The organism is Peribacillus sp. B-H-3 (assembly GCF_048572925.1).
Taxonomy (GTDB): Bacteria; Bacillota; Bacilli; order Bacillales; family DSM-1321; genus Peribacillus.
The window spans coordinates 2257501-2279460 of sequence record NZ_CP183879.1 but is presented as its reverse complement, the minus strand read 5'-3'; the positions used below and the strand labels follow the sequence as shown (position 1 = coordinate 2279460).

The window sequence follows — 21960 nt, the reverse complement described above, 5'->3', positions numbered from 1 at the left end:
GTTAATCCCCGCTTTCTGCTTTTTTGAATGCTGCTTTGATGTCTTCTTTTTTCAGCAGCGATAAATTATTTTGTTCTTCCATTAACTCTGGCTCTCTAAATAGACGGGAAGACTGCAGCTGGATGCTTTCATCGATTAAATTTGCAGCAAAGCGCCCGTTTCCCTTTACCGGCTTTCTTCTAAGGTTTTCTAAGAGCAATAATTTTGCATCATCTGCAAGCTCATAGTGATAATTCCCTGCATAGCTTTCCATTATTGAAATCAGCTCTTCCGCTGTGTAATCTTTAAAATTAAAGAACTTTTTAAATCTGGAACGAAGGCCGGGATTGCTCAGCAGCAGGCTTTTCATTTCTTCCGGATAGCCAGCCAGGATGACAACAAGATTTTCATTATGTTTAGTCATCTCATCTACGAGCGTATCAATCACCTCTTTGCCAAAATCGCCTTCAGTGTGGCTTAACAAAGAATATGCCTCGTCGATAAACAGGACGCCGCCTAGAGCTTCTCTTATCTTCTTCTTTGTTTTGATTGCAGTTTGCCCTACATATCCTGCAACAAAATCCGCCCTGCTTGTGACAATTAAGTGGCCGCGCTTCAGCATTCCCCTTTCTTTTAAGAGCCTGGAATATATTTTGGCAACAGTGGTTTTCCCTGTGCCGGGGTTTCCGGTAAAGACAGCATGCAGCTGTATTGGAACACCAGGAAGGGATCTTTTTCTGCGTAAAGACTGAACCTCAGCAAAAGAAGCAAGTGTCTGAACTTCCTCTTTTATTTCCGAAAGCCCTATCAGCTGATTTAACTGTGACAACGCTGAAACCGAAGCATCATTTTCTTGTACTTCAAAATCATCTTTGCTGAGCAGTGTATATTGAAAGATATCTTCATCCAGTCCTTGTTTTGAGCCTTTTTTAAAAATGGCCTCTGTAATGATGTCCTTAACGGTCCGGGCATTTCCGAATGTTTCATCCACTTTTTCTTTTTCAATTCTTTTTCCCAGTTCAATCCTGGCTTCACTGGTTAAAAAATAATCATTTTCCCTTGCTGTTTTTTCAGCGATCAGCAGCAATTCTTCTGTAGAGAAATCTACAAGATGAATATGGTTCGCTTGAGGAAATCTGCTGCGAAGTCCAGGGTTTGCATTCAGGAATTGCCTCATTTCATCCGGGTAGCCAGCAAGTATAACCGCAAATTTTCCGGAATATTTTTCGCTTGTAATTAAAGAAACCAGTGTATCTATTGCAGTTTGGCCATAATCATTGCCTGACTGGCCATCCCGCTTAAGGCTATAGGCTTCGTCAATAAACAGAACTCCGCCAATTGCCCTCTCAACGGCAGCCTTCACGTTTTCTTCCGTTTGCCCGACATACGCTCCAATTAGCTGAGAACGATCGACTTCATATACCTTCTCCTGAGGCAATACACCAAGGCTATTATAAATCCGTGCAAAAAGACGAGCCAGCGTCGTTTTACCGGTGCCCGGATTCCCAGTCAAAACCATATTCATGCTTTGCCCGTCTTTTGACCTAAACCCCATTTCTTTTCTTCTTTGCTGATACTGCAGAAAATGATAATAATCATTCACTCTTCTTTTTACCGAGGATAGCCCTATCATGTTTTGCAATTCATCCAGCGGGCCAGCATCCTGTTCTGATTGTACATCTAAGTTCTCACTGAAGATTTCATTCCAATCAGATCTCAGGCTCCCAAGGCGGCTGATATGTACCTGCATATCAAAAAAATGAGTAGAAGTGTAAAATACCCCGGTAATCGATTCACCATATTCTTTAGATGCTGCGTGGAGCCCAGAAAGCTCTAAGGAAATCTCATTGGCCATATTAGCCAAATCCTGATATTTAGAAACCAGCGGCTCATTCCCAAGTTTTTGGGCGCGTCCAATTCCAACTTCTAAATCACGCACAGCCGTATCCAGTTTTCCAAGGAATATTTCGCATTTTTTTATATATTCATCCGCTATCTTCTTTTTAGCCGTACGGTTATCTGTTTCACGGATTATAGGGAAAACAAGGGGTTCTGCCAGATCTCTGAATTTCTCCAAATTTGACTCTGCCAGCAGTCCATTCACTCTTTGGTTGTCCGGATCCAATTCACTCGCCTTCCTCAGCCATGCCTTATATAACGAATCTTCACCATACCTTTCTTTTTGGGACTGTGCAAGCATGCCAAATAACTCCGACTTTAGCTTATCAGCTTTACTGCCTGGCTCATCATAAAGCTGGATCAACTTTATTAACTCCTCTTGATTTTTAATGTAACCGAGGCTTTCTAATTCATTAGAAAACCGCGCTGCTCTTTCTGCTGCCATTTCTTTTATCTGTTCTCTTGTTTCCAGCTTTATCACATCTTTCATTCCTGCATTCTATATGTAATTTTATCATATTTTCACCGTCTTACTTATTATTGTGCTCTAAGGGGATGAAAAGCAAAAAAGGAAGAAAGCTAATGCTTTTTCTCCCTTTTTTCCAAAAATGATGATCGATACATTTATTATTGATAACCGTTTTTTCGTGCAGCGTCTTCATCTTTTATTTCATTCCGCATCCCCTGGATGCTGTCTCTTCTTCTTTCATTTTTATCCATAATTTGCTGCTTTTCATCCCCTGTAGCAAATTCTAGAGACTCTTCCGCCCTATCGATGTTTTCAATTGTATTTTGGACAGCGTCCTGCAATTTTTCTACATTATCTGAACGATCGTCGGGATTTGGCTTGTTATATGTCATTGCATCATTACCTCCACAGTGTTTTGTAAGCATTTTAAGTTAACATAATAAAATTACAAATAACTAAATTAAATCCAGTCATTCACCCTTTGTCTGGATAACTTGAGGATGCTCCCCGGATTTATCTCCCATTTGCTTTCCTTTATTATTGCCAAATGACCTTGATTTGGTACCAATATGGCTTGGTGTAAAATGTTTAGAATCTTTTTTTGGATTGCCCATGTTTATCTCCTCCTTTTTTTTATCTTTTACTTAAAAAGAGGAAAAATTACTGACATATTTTGAAGGTTACTCAGCCTTTAACATATGCCTGTTTTCCAGCCGTTCTTCAATTTTTTCCATCTGCTTCAAATCCTTTAAAAGCTCCATTTTGTTTTCAAGCACTAAATCTTCAAACGATCTTTTTCTTCTTTTCATAATTTCACCTTTTTCGTTGTATTTAAAATCAGTATCTCCAAATTTACATAAAATTATGACATCATACCACCAAAAAAAGGCATGCCAGGTTTCCGTCATAGGAAACCTGGCAATGCCCAAATACTTATTTTAATTGACCTATGCTTTTTTTCATTACATCAAAATTAATGGCCCCAATAAATTTTTGCCGAATGATCCCTTTAGAATCGACTAAAAAACTGCTTGGAACAGCAGCTACCCCATATCGTTCATTCACTGCTTTGCTTTTTTCCTGATTATCCAAAAGAATGGGAAAGGTGAGTCCCATTTTCCCTGCATAGCCTTTTACGTCATTTTCAGGATCAATATTTATAGCAAGAACAGCAGTGTCCGAGGCGGATTTTTTATAAAATTCCTCCAAGTGAGGCATTTCTTCTTTGCAAGGCTCACACCAAGTGGCCCAAAAATTGATCAGTACCTTTTTACCTTTAAATTCTGAAAGCTTTACTTTCTTCCCTTCAAGCGTATTAAGTTCAAAGTCAGGTGCCTTTTCACCAATTTTCATACTTCCCGATTTCTGTGGGCCTTCTTTCCCCTTTTCTTTGCCATCATCCATAGCCTGAACAATAGCAACGGTGATAAGAAGTATAAGAACAGAAGCCGCAATAATTTTTTTAATCATATTAACCCCCTGTTAAGCTTTATAAAACAAGGTAAAAAATCCAAATTTTAATTCTTTGTTTTGATAATAACAAAAATCCCCTTTTATATACAGAAAAGTTGATTACAAAAAACGGCAAACCAATATAAGGTTTGCCGTTTCTGATTGCCTTAAAACTTTATTTACGCTTTTAACTTGTCGCGCAATACCATTTGAAGGATTCCGCCGTGGCGGTAGTAATCAATTTCTATTTCGCTGTCAAAACGGACAAGTACATCAAATTCCTTTTTATTACCGTCTTCGTCAGTTGCAGTCACTTTTACTATATCGCGCGGTTTAACATTTTCATCGATAGCAACATCAATTGCTTCTTTTCCTGTTAATCCAAGGACTTCTGCATTTTCGCCTTCTTTGAATTGAAGAGGAAGAACTCCCATCAATACTAGATTAGAACGATGAATGCGTTCGAAGCTTTCGGCAATGACTGTTTTAATACCAAGAAGGTTTGTTCCTTTTGCAGCCCAATCGCGGGAGCTTCCCATACCGTAATCTTTGCCGGCCAGAACAGCAAGGCTCGTGCCGTCTGCTTTATATTTCATGCATGCATCATAAATCGCCATCACATCGCCTGTCGGATGATATGTCGTAAATCCGCCTTCTGTGCCTGGAGCGATTTGGTTGCGTATCCTGATGTTTGCGAAGGTTCCGCGCATCATGACTTCATGGTTTCCGCGGCGTGAACCGTAAGAGTTGAAATCACGCGGTTCAACACCATTAGCACGCAAATATTTCCCTGCTGGTGTATCTTTTCCAATGGCACCTGCCGGAGAAATATGGTCAGTCGTTACTGAATCACCAAATTTGCCGACTACACGCAGTCCGGAAAGAGGGTTGACTGTTCCAGGCTCTGGAGATAATCCTTCAAAGAACGGAGGATTTTGAATGTAAGTCGATGAAGTATCAAAAGAATATAATGCTTCATTGCTTGTATGAATTTCATTCCAGCGTTTGTTATCATTGAATACTGTTTCATATTCTTTGCGGAACAATTCTGGAGTTACTGTCCTTTTCACAACTTCATTGATTTCATCTTGAGACGGCCAAATGTCATTAAAGTAAACATCGTTGCCGTCTTTATCCTTGCCAAGAGAATCTTTTTGCAGATCCACATTCACTGTTCCAGCAAGAGCATAAGCGACGACTAATGGAGGTGCAGCAAGGTAGTTAGCTTTTACTAAAGGATGAATCCTTCCCTCAAAGTTACGGTTTCCTGATAAAACAGAAGTTACAAGAAGATCTGCTTCTGAAACTGCCGCTTCGATTTCCTCGGCCAATGGTCCAGAGTTCCCAATGCAAGTTGTACATCCATACCCTACAATATTGAAGCCTAATTTATCGAGATACGGCTGCAGGCCAGCATCACGAAGATATCCTGTAACTACTTTAGATCCGGGGGCCAGCGAAGTTTTGACATAGTCCGGCACACTTAGGCCTTTTTCCACGGCATTTTTCGCAAGCAAGCCGGCACCAAGCATAACGTATGGATTTGAAGTATTAGTGCAGCTTGTAATGGCCGCAATGGCAATCGCACCTGTTTTCATTTTCGATTCATGGCCATCAGCAAATTTCACTGTTACCTCTTTATCCAGTTCAGATGCCTCAAGACCGAAACCTTGATTTCCCAAAGGGGCATTAATAGCCTCTTTGAAGGATTGCTGCATTTGGGAAAGAGGAATCAAATCCTGCGGGCGTTTTGGTCCGGAAAGGTTTGGTTCAATGTCAGCCAGATCAATTTCCACAACATCTGTGTAGGTCGGATCTTCTTTATCAGGAGAATAGAATAGTCCATTTTCCTTGCTGTATGTTTCAACGATTTGAATCAATTCTTCATCACGGCCTGTCAGGCGGAGGTAAGCGATTGCTTCACTGTCAACAGGGAAAAATCCGCAAGTAGCTCCATATTCTGGCGCCATATTGGCAATGGTTGCACGGTCAGCCAATGGTAGATATGAAACTCCAGGACCAAAGAATTCAACGAATTTGCCGACAACTCCATGTTTACGGAGAACTTGAGTTACCTTTAATGCAAGGTCAGTAGCCGTTGTGCCATTTGGAAGCTTGCCAGTCAGCTTAACACCGACAACCTGAGGCACTGGGAAATATGATGGCTGTCCAAGCATGCCTGCCTCTGCTTCAATTCCCCCTACGCCCCATCCTAATACACCGATGCCATTAATCATGGTAGTGTGTGAATCTGTACCAAAAACAGTATCAGGGAAGACTTCATGGTCTCCATTTGGAGTTTCAATTGAATGAACTACATTAGCCAGGTATTCCAGGTTTACCTGATGGACAATCCCGGTTGCAGGCGGTACTGCACGATAGTTATTAAAGGATTTTTGTGCCCAGCTTAAAAACTGGTAACGTTCGGTATTACGCTCGAATTCAAGATCCATGTTGACTTCCAATGAATCGAGAGTTCCAGCTTTATCAACTTGTACAGAGTGGTCAATGACCAGATCAACTGGAATTTCAGGATTAATTTTATCCGGATTTTCACCCAATGCAGCCATCGCATTCCTAAGGGATGCAAGGTCAACTACAGCTGGGACACCCGTGAAATCCTGCAGGATAACACGTGAAGGCTTGAATGGCACGTCAATATCTTTTTGTTCGCTAGTTCCCCATTTAGCAAGATTTTCAACATGCTCCTTGGTAATGACTCTGCCATCAACCTGGCGAAGCACAGCTTCAAGCAATACCTTAATGGAGTATGGCAGCCTGGAAACTTTTCCGGCACCTGCTTTTTCTAAAGCATTCAAATTGTAAAAATTGTAGCGTTTTCCATTAAGATCAAATGATGAACGCGCTTGAAAAATATCATTTTTCGTCATGTTTTCTTACCCCCTGTTAGGAATGTCAGATAGTAAATCTGAGCATAAGAGTAAACATGGCCTACAAAGAACAGCCAAGTTTACAAAAATAAATAATTGTTTGGCGAAAAGTTTGAATATTCTCCCATCCTCACTTTTCTCACAATTAAATTTTAATATAGAAATAGATATAAGTAAATATCAAGAAAGTTATTGTTTTTGATAAGTATTCCTTATGGTGATTTGGTTTGGTAATTCCTGAGGCAATTTAAAGCCGGTACCCTAAAGGAAACTTCCATACCGCTCCCTTTTTTATTCACAGTACATATTATTCTAACAAAACAAATTTATCACTTGCATAATTAACTTTTCTTATCACACCCTATAAAACGAAACTTCCATTTCAGGGGGGTTTTACTGCCGGTCTAAATGGGATGAATGGAGGTAATTCTTTTGTCAAATCGAAAAGCTAATCACGTAATCCCTGGGATGAACGATGCAAAAGCCCAAGGAATTGGGGCTGGATTCAATAAAGAGTTTCAAAATGAGCCCTTAACAGAAGAGCAAAAACAAAATAATAAGAAGCGTAAGAAAAATCAGTAACATTAAAAAAGCAGTACCGTCATTCTGCAAATCGCTTCAGGGTGTGCCGTTACTGCTTTTTAGTGGTAATTTAGTATCAATAAAATTAATACATCATACTTTAATATTAATTTTTTTCATACTATAAAATTAAAAGCAGGCTGCTTCACATGAAAGCAGCCTGCTTTTAATCTGTTGTTATCCTTCAGCATTCAATTCGCTTAATATGCCGCTGATATCCTTTTGAAATTGTTCAAGCTGTACTCGCTGATGCTCTGAGGCACTGCCAAGAGCCGTTTGTATCTGCTGAAAAGCTTCGTTTGCTTCCTGTTTCAGATGCTGAAGCTGATGTCCATACCCTGGACTATCAGTGATAATATCAACATAGGCATCCTGGACTTGCTTTACGCTTTGCTGCGCTTCTTGAAAAGTTCTCCGCTTATCCTGATGATTTAGCATATGCAGCACTCCTTTTTTCGTTTTCAATACTATAATGTGCCGACATTCAGTAAATATGTATGTGAGGCTCTTCTTAACACGAAAAAAGCAAGGGGAACAATAGCATAAAATAAAGAAAAAAGCCAATCTTAATAATCAGGAGGGGTAAACAATGAATAAAAACGATGGAAAAGATATCCGAAGAAATGCACCTAAAGGAGAAAAATCAGGACAGCCGGCTCCCTTAAGCGGTTCCCATAAAGTAAAAAATAGGAATCATTCCCGCCAAAAGCATAACAGCGGACATGATATGTAGAAAAACATATGCCCTGCATTGGATAGTTCCTTGAAGTAAAAGGAAGTCATCTGAACATCGGGTTACCTTTCGAAGCTCAAAAAGTAATTGCAGGCTAAATTGCAAAGAATTAGCCTGCGATTTCTTTGCTTATATACGTGCCTCCCTCTCTACACTTCTTATGATTTCACTACATATACTATCCAAAGGCAAAACGGAGGTAAGTGTATGGGGAATCAGCAATCCAATGAGGAACTTGAAAATGATAAAATTGACGAGTGGATGTCAAGGTATTTTTTAGACCCTGTTACCAGCTATCTGGACATAATGACTTTTCGGATGGATTTGTACGAATCAAGTGAGGAATACATCATTGAGTGTTTGCTGGAAGTTCCTCATATGGAATCAATTAGTGTGATTTTCAAGGGAGATACAATTATCGTTCGTGTAAACAAAAAAGTTGCTTGCCAAAAGGAACCGGCCGGCAATTTCTTAGAAAGAAGCATCTGCTTTCCTTATTCTATAGAAAATAAAAAAATCACTGCAGAGTTAGAAAGCCACATATTGACCATTAAAATTAACAAGCATCTTGAAGAAAAAAACAAGAACGATATTCTTTACATTAAAAGCGAATGAAAAACAATTCATTCGCTTTACTTTTGTTTTTCAAGCGGCAGCTACAGTGAAATGAGTGCGCCGATTGCACCGCTGTATTCTCCCCTATCAGGAAAATGCGCCTCACAGCCAAATGCGGCACTTGCCTCTTTCACTGCCTGCTTAAGCGGAATATTGTTAACCAGAGTTCCTCCAATAAAACAGATATCTTTTAAGCGGTTTGCATGCGCAGCCCCTACTGCTAACAATACTGCAGTCTCAGCTATCATGCCCATTAATGATGCAGCGATATCCTCTTTTGCCGGATTGCCCATTTGTGCAGCTTTTCCAAAATTACTTGCAGTAAAATGACCGGGAATAGGCGGGTTCTCTTTTCCATAAATATCCCTGACCTGCAAATCCGCCTGGGACCTGTCACCTTTTGCCGCATATGAAACAAGCTCCTTAAAGTTAGCCGTTCCCAGCAGCAGTGAAGATAAGCCGGTCAGTGTTCCTCCGCCCAATCCGCTGCCTGAAATCCTTTTTGATTCTGTTCCATGTAATAAGTAAATGGATGTGCCGGTACCGATGGAAACCAGGATCTTTGCTGCCGTATTTTTTTCCTCTCTGGAAAGCAGAAAAGCCGCTCCGGATAATGTCATTTCAAATTCATCTGCATAGCTGGCTTTAATCGGGAGCTTGCTCTGCACAAAGGCAGCTTTGCCTCCTGTTAAACCAATTTTTGCTTCGCGGCCAACCATTGCGATCCATTGAAGAAGCATTTCTATATCACTGTAATCATAAGCTTTTACATGAAGCTGCCCCTTTTCTATATATGCCAGTTTTAGCAATGAGCCGCCTGCATCTATGCCGATTGATTGAACCATCACCTTTCCTCCTGTCTTTAATATTAGCCGGTGAAGTGAAACTCTGTCCGGCTGCCCTTTTGTGTTGAAATGACTTCAAGCTGTGCATCTATCCGTTCTTTTAATTCAGGAACATGTGAAATTATCCCTACAAGGCGTCCGCTGCTTTGAATATCCATCAATGCTTCTATTGCCTGATCCAGCGATTCCGGATCCAGCGTTCCGAAACCTTCGTCAATAAACATGGTTTCAAGTGAGATTCCGCCCGAATGTGATTGCACTACATCTGCTAAGCCAAGGGCCAGGGCCAAGGCTGCTTTAAAGCTTTCTCCTCCTGAGAGGGTTTTTACGTGCCGTTCCTGGCCTGTATATTGGTCATATATGGATAACTCCAGACCGCTCTGAATATTTTTCCTAGTCGGATCAATCTTGCGGAGAAGCTGATAACGGCCACTAGTCATTTTAATCAAGCGCAGATTCGCTTCTTTTAATATATCATCAAGGAAAGCAGCCAATACGTATCGCTCAAAAGTAATTCTAAAAGGATTCTGGCCTTTGGAGATTTCATGAAGATGTCCGATTACGGCAAACTTTTCATCAAGTTCCTTTTGCTGAAGCTTAATTCTTTCTAAATCAGCTTTTATTTTGTTATTTTCCTGAATTGCTCCGGCAAGTTTCGAAAACAGCTCTCTGCACTCCGCAATTTGGGAATCAGCTGTTTCGAGCCTCTTTTGCATTCCATTTATATCGGGCATGCTTATTCCTTTTAAAGTTAACTCAAGCTGGTGATAAAGGCCAGTTACCGTATGATATTTTTGTTCATAGGCAATTATTTCGTGCTCTATGGCAACAATCTCAGCTTCTGATTTTTTTGAAGCTGTATATGCGCCATAAGAATCAAACCCCTGCTGCAGCAGCTCCTCCTTAAAACGATTCCTTTCCCCGGCCAGTTCTTCAGCCAAATTCGCTTCATTCCCTGAAAGAGAATGTATGTTAGCGGAAAGGACAGCTTCTTCCTGTATGGCTTTCTGAAGCGATGTCAGTGAGCGGTCCAGAGCCTCCTGGAGCTCTTTTTGCTTATTCTCCATATTTGTACACGCCAGATGATATTTTTCAGGTGTTCTAATTTCTTCAGGAAGGCCATCTTTTAAAGAGGAAAGCTTTGCCCGGGCTTCTAAATAATGCAACCTGGCTTGTTCTTCTTGTGTTTTCAGCTGTTCAGCATCCATTATAAACTTATTTTTTTCTTCTTTAAGCAGTGCCAATTGATTTTCTATTTTAGGCAAATCATCCCTTTTCAGCCGAAGAGCATCTGTCTCTTTTAGAAGAATTATTTTGTTATTTTTGGCATCAAGAAAATACTCGTTGATTTTATCTGCTTGAAAAGCTGAAATCAGCTTTTTCAATTGCTCTGTTTTTTGATCACAGTCCTCCAAAAGTGAGGAATATTTTATATCCGCTTTATAATATTCCGCTTCGGCTTTGCTTTTCTTTTCTTCTGCGAGCTTTAAAATTTCCTGCTGCTTTTTCAGCTGGGCCTCTGAAGGCATGGATAAGCTACTTGCTGCCGGATTTGGATGGTCGGCTGCTCCGCATACAGGACAGGCTTCACCAGGAATCAGTGACTGGGCCAATAAACTGGCCTGGCTTCCCATCCAATTGTGATTTAGCTCCTCCATACGGCTTCTCTCCTGCAAGAGATCGCCTGAAGCCAGGTTTAATGCTTTTTCTTTGTTAATCCGTTCTCTTTCAGCTATTTCCGTCGTTTGAAAAAGCTCCATAAAATAGGTGATTTTATCCAAACGCTCCTGGTTTTTTTCTGTTTCTCTTTCTTTTCCAGCATAATTCACCGCAGCTTGTTCACAATGTCTTTTTTCTGCAAGCAGCTTTTCTTCCGTTTCTTCACAATTTTTCAAACGTTTTTCTGTTGTGGATTTTTTTTCCTCAGTGTCTTTCCAGGATTTTTCTGCCAAAACGGCAGCTTTGCTGTATTGGCTAAATGCCTCCACAGAACCTTTCAGCTGCTGCAAACGGTGTAATTCTCTTGAAACCTCTTCTCTTTCGCTGCTTCTTTTTTTCTCAATTTCATAGTTTTCTTCCAGAAGAACCTTTTTCTCTTTGAGGGTTTCAGCATTTTTCCTTTGTTTATCTAATTCTTGCCGGACTTCATTCAGCTGTTTGCCGATTCTAAGGTAAAAATGCTCCTGCTTTTCTAAGGCAATTGCACGCTGGGCCAGAGCAATGGCTGATTTTTTTTCATCAATTTCAGATTTTCGCAATTCTAAAGACTTTTTTTCCGTTTTCTTTCTTTCAAGCTCTTGAAATGTGGCGATAAGCCCCTCTGCCCGGATTATTTCCGCTTTTATTTCATCCCTTATATTCTGCCTTTGAACATTAGCGACTTCCAGGTTTTGTAAGTTCATTTCATTTTTGTATAATTCTTCAGTCAGCAGCGGCAAGATATTGTTTTCATTGGGATCTTCTGCAGCGATATACATTCTTAATTCTTCGTTATCCCCTGGCTGAATGTTCCTTATCAGATAAACTCTTTCCTGACGGGATCTATCGCTTTGTTTCTTTAATAATGCAGCTTCTTCCTTCAGCTTTTCTTCAATATTTTTATACATTTCTGTATGAAAAAGCTTCTGGAGGATTTGCTCTTTATCTTTGCTTTCTGAGGTCAACAGTTTTCGGAATTCTCCTTGCGGTATCATTAAAATCTGCCTGAACTGGTTCGCATCCAGACCCATCAATTGTTTGATCTTTTCTTCCACTTCCCTGACATTGGAGCCCAGCAATTTTTTGCTGCTTTCTTCTATTTCATACAGTTCAGCCTTTGCATTTACAATTGTAGTGCCTTCGCCCGATTTCTTTCTTCTTTCCTGCTGGGGTGAACGTACTATATAGTAGGTTTTCCCCCGTAATTCAAAGGTCAAGGCAACCTCTGTCAGCAGATCACTTTGGGCAAATTGACTCCGGAGCTCCATTCCATTTCGATCTTCCCCGCTTGCCTTTCCATATATGGCAAAGCTGATTCCATCAAAAATAGTGGTTTTGCCTGCTCCTGTTTTCCCCGAAATTACAAACATGGTCCGGCTCTCAAGTTCTTCAAAATTAATAGTTTCTTTTCCGGCGTATGGACCGAATGCCTGCATGACTAGATGAAGGGGTCTCATTTTAGCGCCTCCTCTTTTTTTACATCCTCAATGACAGATGTCATAGCATCCCGTTTGAACCTATCGAATTCCCTATCTGTCATTTCCCGGTAAAATGTTTCAAAAAGTTCTAGTTCAGACTTTCTATCATCTTTAACGGAAGAAAAAGATTGCTTTCTTCTGCTGTCAATCAAATCCCATTTCCTCTCCAAATGAAGCACATTCGGATATATCTTTCGCAATCTGCTGATTGGATCCAGAATGGCACCTTCATCAAGCAGAGTAATTTTGAGATAATCATCCAGCTTTTGAGACTGATAGAATCCAGGATCAAGCAATTCTTCCATGTGTCCCTCAAGTTCTCTCATATCCTTTTTTGCCTGCACTGGCCGATATGACAATTCAAAGGACCCGTCAGCATCCATATTAATAATAGAAATCGATTTCCTCTGCCTGGCTTCTGAAAAAGAGTATTTCATAAGAGAACCAGAATAGAAAATTTTTGGATCAGAAATGGCATCAGGACTATGTAAATGACCTAAAGCTGTATAATCAAATGCATCAAACAAATCGCTGTTCACACAGCCTGTCCCGCCAACTGACAAGACTCTTTCTGAATCGCTGGTTTTCCCGCCTAAAACAAAGGCATGCCCTACAAGCACGTTAGGCTCGTTAGGATTCAGCGTGTTCTCTATTTTATGAATCATGGCCTGCATCGCATCCTGATGTGAGTGTATACGCTCGTCATCAAGGAGCTGTCTTACCACACCCGGCTCTGTAAAAGGGATACAATAGAAATTAACTCCTCCTACATTCACGGGCAGAAAATTATCATCCAGCTTTCCTTGTAAATAAAGCCCGCTGTGTCTGTACCAGGATGAACCAAATGATAGTCTTTCAGCGCTATCATGATTTCCCGAAATCGCGACAATTGGAGTTTTCATCTCCACATTCAATGTAAATAGCATTTCATCCAGCAAATTAACTGCCTCTGTTGGAGGTACCGACCTATCATACAAATCCCCTGCTATAATAATCGCATCCGGTTTTTCTTCCTCTACAATATTTATGAAATGAAGCAGCGCCTGCCGCTGGTCTTCAGTCATGTGTACTCCATGAACGATTTTTCCCAAATGCCAATCTGCCGTATGTATGAATTTCAAAGTATTTCACTCCGTCCCTATAATGATTTGATTGTATTATAACAAAAAAACAGCTTGGGCACATACGTTCCGGATACACCAACTAATGGAAACTCTGGCTTCATGGCCTGATTTCCAAAAAAAAAGCACACTTTTTTAAGTCTGCTCTTTCCCTTAATTAAAAAGGTTTTCATATGTATGGAGATTCACCTTCCGCTCCAACAGCTTTTTCCGTAAAAATTTATGATCCCTTTTTGGAGTAGCCATGATATATCCCCGGATGACAATATCCTCAGTAATCATAGGAGCCTTCTCTTTTATGGCCAATTCACCGATCTTTCCTGCTATTTTCTGCCTGGCAACATCCCTGAATAGCTCGGGCACTGGACTTACCAAGTCCTCCAGCAGCTCCTTTTGCTGCTGTGGCCACAGCTTTTTAGTCATGCCGACATAATATTCCTCCCAGTCCATGTCCGATTTCCCATCATTTTTCGGCATCCTTTTAAGGAATTTTCGAAACATAAAAAAGCCGCCTATACTCATCATGGATACCAGGACCACTACCCAAAAAAGAATAAACCACAAAAACCACCCATCAAGCATGATGTTTTGCCTCCCTATTATTGCAGAATTTTAATATATATCTCATAAAACGGAGAATACTTTCCAAAGTCAGAACCCATTTATTCGCGTCATTCAGTCTAAGAACCTATTTGTTTTTGGACCTTTCCTGCTGTTTGCTATATAAATATTAATTATTACCATTTATAATTGTTCTTTTCCATTATACTGTATGTTGCCAAAAAACTGAAAGTATAAAAAAATCTTACAAAAGAATGCAATGGGCCTTTTTTCATGATACAACTTTATTTATACTCACAAGAAATATGCAGCATGAAGATATTCCAATATTCAATAAAATTTCTATTTTAAAGGCTCATTTCTTAAAGATTGTTGTTTTGTATTCTGTGAGGCGATTCCATTGTTAAGTCTGTTTAATTGTAGGGTAAGGTGCTAGACTCCTGCTTGGATTAGCGGAACAGGCAGACCCCGCAGGCGCAGCCTGGAGACTCACCGCCCGTCCCCGCGGAAAGTGAGCATCCTGTAGCTGAAATAAACCACCTTGTTACATAGTACCAAAGTTTACGAATACAGCCTTTTTAAAACAGAGCAGTACGTTTCAAAAAAAATGAAGATGCTGGGAGATTAAAATGAAATATTACTTCAAGTTAAATATTGTAAGTATTATATATGCTCTTATCGTATTTATTCCAATTGAACTTATGGTGAATGTTTATAGAATTGGCAGGCTAACAAGCTGGGGGATTAATGCAATTCATTTTTTGACTTTTGTTACGCTTCTAATTGAAATAATTGCTGGCACAATTGTCCTTTATTCCTCATCTAAAAAATGGCTGGGCAGAAGAATAGCAAACCTTTGGACTGCCATCTTATGGATACCCTATTTCATCCTTTTAATTTATGTATTCGTTTCTTTATTTCCAATAACTTATGGTGGAGACGACCCAAATTCAGCCTCTGGCCTTTTCATCATTGGAGGATTAATAGTGTATCCATTTTATATACTAGTTCTTAATCTTTTTTGCAGGACAAGTAATAAAAAAATTTAACCTTGCCTATTGAACAAAATTAAAAGGCTCTTTTCTTAAAGAATGTTGTTTTTTAATAAGTTCTGTGAGGTAATCCCATCGTTAAGGCAGGTTGATTGGAGCGTAAGGTGCGAGACTCCTGCGGGATAGCGGAACAGGTGAGACACCGCAGGCGCAGCCGAGGATGCTCACCGACCGCCCGCGGAAAGCGAGCATCCTGGAGCGGAAATCAACCACCTTGTTCAATAGCAACAAAGTTTACGAAAACAGCCAATTAAAAAGAAAACAGCTTTGCTTATAGCCTGCAAAGCTGTTACAATTTATTACTTTTTTAAATGAAATGGTACTGTGGTCACAACTACATTACGCTTATAAAGCAAGTAAGCGCGAATCAATAGGCTCGACTGGTTATGAAGGATATTATGCCAGCTTTTCTTCGGTATGAACTGAGGAATCAGCACCGTGACCCTGTAATTCGATTCACTGGCCTTATGTTCTACAGTATCAATGAATTTCGTTAACGGCTGAATAACACTTCGATAATAAGAATGCAGAGTAACAAGCCTGACATCCGGCTGCCACTTTTTCCACTTCTCTTCGAATGATTTTTCATCTTCACGTTCAAAAGCAACATAGACAGCAATGACCTGGTCGGCTGTAAGAGACTTTGCATAATTGATTGAGTTTTCAACAACATGTGTCATACCGGCTACCGGCACAATGATGATATTTCCTTCTATAGGAAGGATGGGCTCGCAGGATTTTAAGCTTAGCTGCTCGCCTACTGCATCATAATGCTTCTTGATGCTGTGAAACATTAAAACGATAAGAGGCAGGAAAATCAGCACAGCCCATACCTGCCCAAACTTGGTAATAAAGAAAATCATCATGACCGTAAAGCTGATCAGCGCGCCAATAAGGTTTGTGATTAATTTTCCCATCCAGCCTTTTGGCTTTTCTCTGACCCACTTAACCAGCATGCCTGTCTGCGACAATGTAAATGGAATGAACACTCCCACTGCATATAAAGGAATAAGCTGTTCGGTCTGCCCATTAAAAATAATAATCAAAAGGATTGAAGTAGCTCCCAATGTAATGATTCCATTTGAATATCCTAGCCGGTCCCCTCTCATCGTAAACATTCTGGGGATGAATTTATCTTTAGCCAAATTAAAGGCAAGAAGAGGAAAAGCCGAATAGCCTGTGTTGGCAGCCAGGATTAGAATTAAGGCTGTTGTTCCCTGGATGAAATAATAGAAAATATTCCTTCCAAATGTAGCTTCAGCAATTTGTGAAACGACTGTTTCCTCTGTTTTAGGCGTAATTCCATAATAATAGGCCAAAAAAACAATTCCGGTAAACAGCACAGCTAATAATGATCCCATTGCCATTAATGTTTTGGCTGCATTCTTCGGAGCAGGATCTTTAAAATTGGGTATTGCGTTCGAGATTGCCTCGACTCCTGTCAGTGCAGAACATCCGGAAGCAAAAGCCCTCAACAGCAGGAACAGCGAAATGCCGGCAACAGGGGTCCCAAAATGCGGATGAAGATTAGACGGTACATCTCCGGAAGTGATATGGAATAGCCCGACCACTAGCATTATGAATAATGCAAGCACAAATAAATATACCGGGTAAGCAAGGATTGAAGCTGATTCTGTAATCCCGCGGAGATTCAGTATCGTTATAAAAATTACTAGCACCACCGCAATAGGCACCGTATATGGATGCAGACCCGGAAACGCCGATGTGATGGCATCCGTTCCTGCAGACACGCTAACTGCTACTGTCAGTATGTAGTCAACAAGCAGCGATCCTCCTGCTATTAATCCAGGATTTCGGCCTAAATTTTCTTTAGATACTACATAAGCCCCGCCGCCATGCGGATAAGCGTAAATGATTTGCCTGTAAGAAAGAATAAGTGCTGTCAATAAAAATAGGACACCCACAGCAATAGGAAGGGAGTACCAAAAAGCTACTGCGCTTATTGTTATTAATACAAGCAAAATCTGTTCGGGACCATAAGCCACAGAAGACAATGCATCGGACGAAAGAATCGCCAAGGCTTTCAGCTTATTAAGCTTTTGATCGCCTAGTTCATTAGACTTCAAAGGCCGGCCGATTAAAAGTCGTTTAACCGCTGATAACATAGTACACCACCATATTCATGTTTTGTTATTATAGTACCCTGTATACATAACTTAAATCGCCGGGAGACTATAATTCTAGAGAAGAAGTGATATGCGGCTAAAAAGAGACAAAAAAAATCCGCAAGGCATAAACAAGCAGCCCTGTGGACATAAAAATGCATAGTCACACCAGCTTCACCTTCTTCTCCTATACGCCTACGGAGTTAGCTGTCGGATTTGGGCCAAAGAGTAGCCCTACCTAAAAAATTAGGATTCACCCCAGTGGCAAGAATATGCCACAAAAATGGTTTCCCCGTTCGAATTGATTCAGCGATTTAGAAATATGAAACTGTTGATATCATACCGTGACGTTCTAATTTTGTAAATAAAAATTTTGTTTGGCATTAATTAATTTTATTTATGGATTGCTCTTGAATTTGATGTTAACAAAGCAGATGCTGATAATGATTAAACAAAGTCCCGCGAGAAGGTTTAACGTTATAGTTTCGTGCAGCAGAAATGAACTGCAAAAAATGGCAATGAGCGGAATAAGGAAAGTATAAGAACCTACTTTACTTGCTTCTCCAGAACCGACTAATGTGAAAAATGCAAGCCAGCCAAATGCTATTACAAATACTGAGATAAACAGCAGATTTGAGACAAACGGAACATTCCAGTCAATGTTTCCCCAGTTTTCTGTACTTGAACCCGCAGCCAATAAAAATAAACCTCCTATTAGGAGCTGCAGTGTTACCATCCAGATTGAGTCCACCCTGTCACTTGTTCTCTTGACATAAACCGTTCCAAGACCCCATCCAAGCGCAGAAATAAGCGCAAATAATATACCAGCTGCAGATATGCTTCCAGTAAACCCTCCAGAGCTAATAACAGCGACACCTGCAAAGCCTAACACCAGGCCAGCAATTTTCAGGGGATACATGGACTCCCCAAGCCACATCCATGAAAATATTCCAAGCAACACAGGTTCAATAAATACAATTGCAGAAAAAAGCCCTGCTGGCATATATCCTAATCCTACCGTTTGAAAGCCATAAAAAACGATAATATTAAGAACGGCTGAAATAAGATAAGCTTTCCAGTTTTTCTTGAAGTTAAGCAGCCTGTAACGGGGCAGTGCAACTGCAAGCAGAATGATTCCGCCTAAAATTGTTCGTATTCCCGCAAATAATAGCGGCGGACTATAGCTTAAAGCCATTTTAGACAGCGGCCAATTAATTCCCCACATTATAACAAGAAAGGATAGAATCAAGACCGTCCTTTTTTGTGAAAGTTGTTTCATGTAGATGCCTCCTTTAAAAATCATACTTACCAATATTACTGCAATACGTTAAATTAATAAAATAATAAGCCTGGAAAATTCAATCAAATTTAAAAATGATACATTTTTAACATGTTCACCAGGAATGAATAATCATCCAATATTTACAATGGTATTAAACCATGCATTTTAGGAAGATTAACATGTAAGGAGGTGAAAACACATGGCAAATCGCAGCAGCAACAACAACCAATTGTTAGTTTCAGGTGCAGAACAAGCTCTTGAGCAAATGAAGTATGAAATCGCTTCTGAATTTGGTGTACAATTAGGTGCAGAAACAGTAGCACGCGCTAACGGATCAGTTGGCGGAGAAATCACAAAACGTCTAGTAGCTACAGCTCAATCACAATTAGCTGGGCAAGCAGGTACTCGATAAAATTAAATATTAATGGCTTAGACTGCCTGCACATGCAGGCAGTCTTATTATGTTTAGTTATAGTCTGCAATGTAATTTAAGTTGATCAGGATTGTATCAGAATGCCTTTGTTTTAATTAATTATGTTAACTGCAGTTAAGTTTAATTTTATTTTCCTGTCTGCATGAGGAAATCCGCAGAAAAGATTGACTGAGCCAAATTTTAAAAAATCCACATGTGTTACGTCATTATAGGGCGGCACTGCAGTGTATACGATCCACTTTTATAGTCGTACACTGTCTTCTGAAAATCCCAAATAATTGCTTTGTGCATATTAAAACCAGCATTCAGTTAGCACTTGCATTGTAGCTTCCTGCTATCACAGGACGTCCTGACTTCTCTGCTGCCACACAAGCAACGGTTTTAGCAGAAGTCCTTAAAACCAGCACCTATCCCCTCCAGTCTATATGCTCTATTAAAAACCCTTTAAGGAGGCTAACCGGCAGATCACTTCATGAGCCTTCATTCGTTTCATTCCGCTCCGCGTGCATACTACCCGCTCCAGCGTTTACTCCTTTGCTTCAGTTTATTTTTCTGTAAAAATTCGGGAGTTGGCAGCTGGGATTAGTTTCTTATTTTGACTACTATAAAACTTAGTTTCCATATAAAAAAGACCAGCATTTTTGCTGGCCCTTCGTCTGCTTGGCGGCGTCCTACTCTCACAGGGGGAGAACCCCCAACTACCATCGGCGCTGAAGAGCTTAACTGCCGTGTTCGGAATGGGAACGGGTGTGACCTCTTCGCTATCGCCACCAAACTATGAGGAACGTTGTTCCTTCAAAACTAGATAATAGAAGAAGATTTTGAACTTCAGGAACAATACATGCTGTCTGGCTGCGAAAGCCAAACCGTACGGCTGCTTCGCTTCTTCTGTCTGAGACGTCCGTCTCTTCCGCCAGAAGCTCCATCATCCTACCGGTTTATGCAGGCTTTCTCCGCTTTTCAATTTGGTTAAGTCCTCGATCGATTAGTATCTGTCAGCTGCACGTGTCACCACGCTTCCACCTCAGACCTATCAACCTGATCATCTTTCAGGGATCTTACTAGCTTGCGCTATGGGAAATCTCATCTTGAGGGGGGCTTCATGCTTAGATGCTTTCAGCACTTATCCCGTCCGCACGTAGCTACCCAGCTATGCCTTTGGCAAGACAACTGGTACACCAGCGGTGCGTCCATCCCGGTCCTCTCGTACTAAGGACAGCTCCTCTCAAATTTCCTGCGCCCACGACGGATAGGGACCGAACTGTCTCACGACGTTCTGAACCCAGCTCGCGTACCGCTTTAATGGGCGAACAGCCCAACCCTTGGGACCGACTACAGCCCCAGGATGCGATGAGCCGACATCGAGGTGCCAAACCTCCCCGTCGATGTGGACTCTTGGGGGAGATAAGCCTGTTATCCCCGGGGTAGCTTTTATCCGTTGAGCGATGGCCCTTCCATGCGGAACCACCGGATCACTAAGCCCGACTTTCGTCCCTGCTCGACTTGTAGGTCTCGCAGTCAAGCTCCCTTGTGCCTTTACACTCTGCGAATGATTTCCAACCATTCTGAGGGAACCTTTGGGCGCCTCCGTTACTCTTTAGGAGGCGACCGCCCCAGTCAAACTGCCCACCTGACACTGTCTCCCGCCCCGATCAGGGGCGCGGGTTAGAATTTCAATACAGCCAGGGTAGTATCCCACCGACGCCTCCACCGAAGCTGGCGCTCCGGCTTCTCAGGCTCCTACCTATCCTGTACAAGCTGTACCAAAATTCAATATCAGGCTGCAGTAAAGCTCCACGGGGTCTTTCCGTCCTGTCGCGGGTAACCTGCATCTTCACAGGTACTATAATTTCACCGAGTCTCTCGTTGAGACAGTGCCCAGATCGTTACACCTTTCGTGCGGGTCGGAACTTACCCGACAAGGAATTTCGCTACCTTAGGACCGTTATAGTTACGGCCGCCGTTTACTGGGGCTTCGGTTCAAAGCTTCGCTTGCGCTAACCTCTCCCCTTAACCTTCCAGCACCGGGCAGGTGTCAGCCCCTATACTTCGCCTTGCGGCTTCGCAGAGACCTGTGTTTTTGCTAAACAGTCGCCTGGGCCTATTCACTGCGGCTTTTCCGGGCTATTCACCCTAAAAAGCACCCCTTCTCCCGAAGTTACGGGGTCATTTTGCCGAGTTCCTTAACGAGAGTTCTCTCGAACACCTTAGGATTCTCTCCTCGCCTACCTGTGTCGGTTTGCGGTACAGGCACCCTTCATCTCACTAGAGGCTTTTCTTGGCAGTGTGGAATCAGGAACTTCGGTACTATATTTCCCTCGCCATCACAGCTCCGCCTTCATGGAAACGGGATTTGCCTCGTTTCCGGCCTAACTGCTTGGACGCGCATATCCAACAGCGCGCTTACCCTATCCTCCTGCGTCCCCCCATCGTTCAAACGATGAATAGGTGGTACAGGAATATCAACCTGTTGTCCATCGCCTACGCCTTTCGGCCTCAGCTTAGGTCCTGACTAACCCTGAGCGGACGAGCCTTCCTCAGGAAACCTTAGGCATTCGGTGGAAGGGATTCTCACCCTTCTTTCGCTACTCATACCGGCATTCTCACTTCTAAGCGCTCCACCAGTCCTTACGGTCTAGCTTCAACGCCCTTAGAACGCTCTCCTACCACTGACACCAGAGGTGTCAATCCACAGCTTCGGTGATACGTTTAGCCCCGGTACATTTTCGGCGCGGAGTCACTCG

At 41.5% G+C, this 21960-nt stretch carries 18 protein-coding genes, 2 rRNA genes and 1 riboswitch (1 of these 21 only partly in view); of the genes, 5 read left to right on the top strand and 15 right to left on the bottom strand.

The annotated features are described in order from the left end of the window. Window position 1 precedes the first annotated feature (1 nt). From ACN6MY_RS11245 to acnA, 6 genes are all read right to left on the bottom strand, one after another. Window positions 2-2368, bottom strand: a complete 2367-nt coding sequence (locus ACN6MY_RS11245; RefSeq protein WP_419883988.1) for an AAA family ATPase — start codon at window positions 2366-2368, stop codon at window positions 2-4. 137 nt (window positions 2369-2505) lie between these two features. Continuing rightward, a complete protein-coding gene (gene tlp / locus ACN6MY_RS11240) occupies window positions 2506-2739 on the bottom strand; it encodes a small acid-soluble spore protein Tlp (RefSeq protein ID WP_071352953.1) in 234 nt (77 codons plus the stop codon). A 78-nt stretch (window positions 2740-2817) separates the two neighbouring features. Then, window positions 2818-2961 carry an acid-soluble spore protein N gene (locus tag ACN6MY_RS11235; protein WP_071352952.1) on the bottom strand — a complete coding sequence of 48 codons (144 nt, stop codon included), beginning with the start codon at window positions 2959-2961 and terminating at the stop codon, window positions 2818-2820. Between the two features lie 66 nt (window positions 2962-3027). After that, window positions 3028-3156 (bottom strand): FbpB family small basic protein, encoded by a 129-nt coding sequence (locus ACN6MY_RS11230; protein WP_083392255.1) that lies wholly within the window; start codon window positions 3154-3156, stop codon window positions 3028-3030. Window positions 3157-3280: 124 nt separating this feature from the next. Continuing rightward, a complete protein-coding gene (locus ACN6MY_RS11225; protein WP_419883987.1) occupies window positions 3281-3817 on the bottom strand; it encodes a peroxiredoxin family protein in 537 nt (178 codons plus the stop codon). Window positions 3818-3978: 161 nt separating this feature from the next. Continuing rightward, window positions 3979-6690, bottom strand: a complete 2712-nt coding sequence (gene acnA / locus ACN6MY_RS11220) for an aconitate hydratase AcnA (protein WP_419883986.1) — start codon at window positions 6688-6690, stop codon at window positions 3979-3981. 432 nt (window positions 6691-7122) lie between these two features. Between acnA and sspO the strand changes: the two genes are divergently transcribed. Then, window positions 7123-7272 (top strand): small acid-soluble spore protein O, encoded by a 150-nt coding sequence (gene sspO, locus ACN6MY_RS11215; RefSeq protein ID WP_071352957.1) that lies wholly within the window; start codon window positions 7123-7125, stop codon window positions 7270-7272. Window positions 7273-7449: 177 nt separating this feature from the next. Here the strand turns inward: sspO and ACN6MY_RS11210 are convergent, their stop codons facing one another. Then, window positions 7450-7710 (bottom strand): hypothetical protein, encoded by a 261-nt coding sequence (locus ACN6MY_RS11210; RefSeq protein ID WP_419883985.1) that lies wholly within the window; start codon window positions 7708-7710, stop codon window positions 7450-7452. A gap of 151 nt (window positions 7711-7861) precedes the next feature. On the opposite strand from ACN6MY_RS11210, the gene ACN6MY_RS11205 reads away from it, so the two are divergent. Continuing rightward, window positions 7862-8005, top strand: a complete 144-nt coding sequence (locus tag ACN6MY_RS11205) for a small acid-soluble spore protein P (protein WP_419883984.1) — start codon at window positions 7862-7864, stop codon at window positions 8003-8005. A gap of 207 nt (window positions 8006-8212) precedes the next feature. Further along, window positions 8213-8620, top strand: coding sequence for an Hsp20/alpha crystallin family protein (locus ACN6MY_RS11200; protein WP_419883983.1), 408 nt, complete (start codon window positions 8213-8215; stop codon window positions 8618-8620). A 41-nt stretch (window positions 8621-8661) separates the two neighbouring features. Here ACN6MY_RS11200 and coaW read toward each other — a convergent pair whose 3' ends face one another. The 4 genes from coaW to ACN6MY_RS11180 form a co-directional block, all read right to left on the bottom strand. After that, window positions 8662-9465, bottom strand: coding sequence for a type II pantothenate kinase (gene coaW, locus ACN6MY_RS11195; RefSeq protein ID WP_419883982.1), 804 nt, complete (start codon window positions 9463-9465; stop codon window positions 8662-8664). A 23-nt stretch (window positions 9466-9488) separates the two neighbouring features. Continuing rightward, window positions 9489-12620 (bottom strand): AAA family ATPase, encoded by a 3132-nt coding sequence (locus ACN6MY_RS11190; RefSeq protein WP_419883981.1) that lies wholly within the window; start codon window positions 12618-12620, stop codon window positions 9489-9491. Beyond that, window positions 12617-13762 (bottom strand): exonuclease SbcCD subunit D, encoded by a 1146-nt coding sequence (locus tag ACN6MY_RS11185; protein ID WP_419883980.1) that lies wholly within the window; start codon window positions 13760-13762, stop codon window positions 12617-12619. Before ACN6MY_RS11185 ends, ACN6MY_RS11190 begins: the two co-directional genes overlap by 4 nt. A gap of 153 nt (window positions 13763-13915) precedes the next feature. Then, window positions 13916-14344 (bottom strand): DUF2621 family protein, encoded by a 429-nt coding sequence (locus tag ACN6MY_RS11180; protein ID WP_419883979.1) that lies wholly within the window; start codon window positions 14342-14344, stop codon window positions 13916-13918. A gap of 608 nt (window positions 14345-14952) precedes the next feature. Between ACN6MY_RS11180 and ACN6MY_RS11175 the strand changes: the two genes are divergently transcribed. Next, the gene (locus ACN6MY_RS11175) at window positions 14953-15372 is read left to right on the top strand and encodes a hypothetical protein (RefSeq protein ID WP_419883978.1); all 420 of its coding nucleotides are present in this window, start codon (window positions 14953-14955) and stop codon (window positions 15370-15372) included. A gap of 302 nt (window positions 15373-15674) precedes the next feature. Here ACN6MY_RS11175 and ACN6MY_RS11170 read toward each other — a convergent pair whose 3' ends face one another. Together ACN6MY_RS11170 and ACN6MY_RS11165 are read right to left on the bottom strand one after the other, a co-directional pair. Next, on the bottom strand, window positions 15675-17501 hold the full coding sequence (locus ACN6MY_RS11170; RefSeq protein WP_419883977.1) for an APC family permease: 1827 nt from the start codon (window positions 17499-17501) through the stop codon (window positions 15675-15677). Window positions 17502-17678: 177 nt separating this feature from the next. Beyond that, window positions 17679-17823, bottom strand: a riboswitch (cyclic di-AMP (ydaO/yuaA leader). 75 nt (window positions 17824-17898) lie between these two features. After that, complete coding sequence (locus ACN6MY_RS11165; protein ID WP_419883976.1) at window positions 17899-18780, bottom strand: DMT family transporter; 882 nt, start codon at window positions 18778-18780, stop codon at window positions 17899-17901. A 202-nt stretch (window positions 18781-18982) separates the two neighbouring features. On the opposite strand from ACN6MY_RS11165, the gene ACN6MY_RS11160 reads away from it, so the two are divergent. Continuing rightward, window positions 18983-19195: a small, acid-soluble spore protein, alpha/beta type gene (locus ACN6MY_RS11160; protein ID WP_419883975.1), complete on the top strand. Its 213-nt coding sequence runs from the start codon at window positions 18983-18985 to the stop codon at window positions 19193-19195. 679 nt (window positions 19196-19874) lie between these two features. On the opposite strand, the gene rrf is transcribed toward ACN6MY_RS11160, so the two are convergent. Continuing rightward, window positions 19875-19991, bottom strand: a 5S ribosomal RNA gene (gene rrf / locus ACN6MY_RS11155). 190 nt (window positions 19992-20181) lie between these two features. After that, window positions 20182-21960: ribosomal RNA gene (locus ACN6MY_RS11150) — 23S ribosomal RNA — on the bottom strand (it continues 1153 nt past the right edge of the window).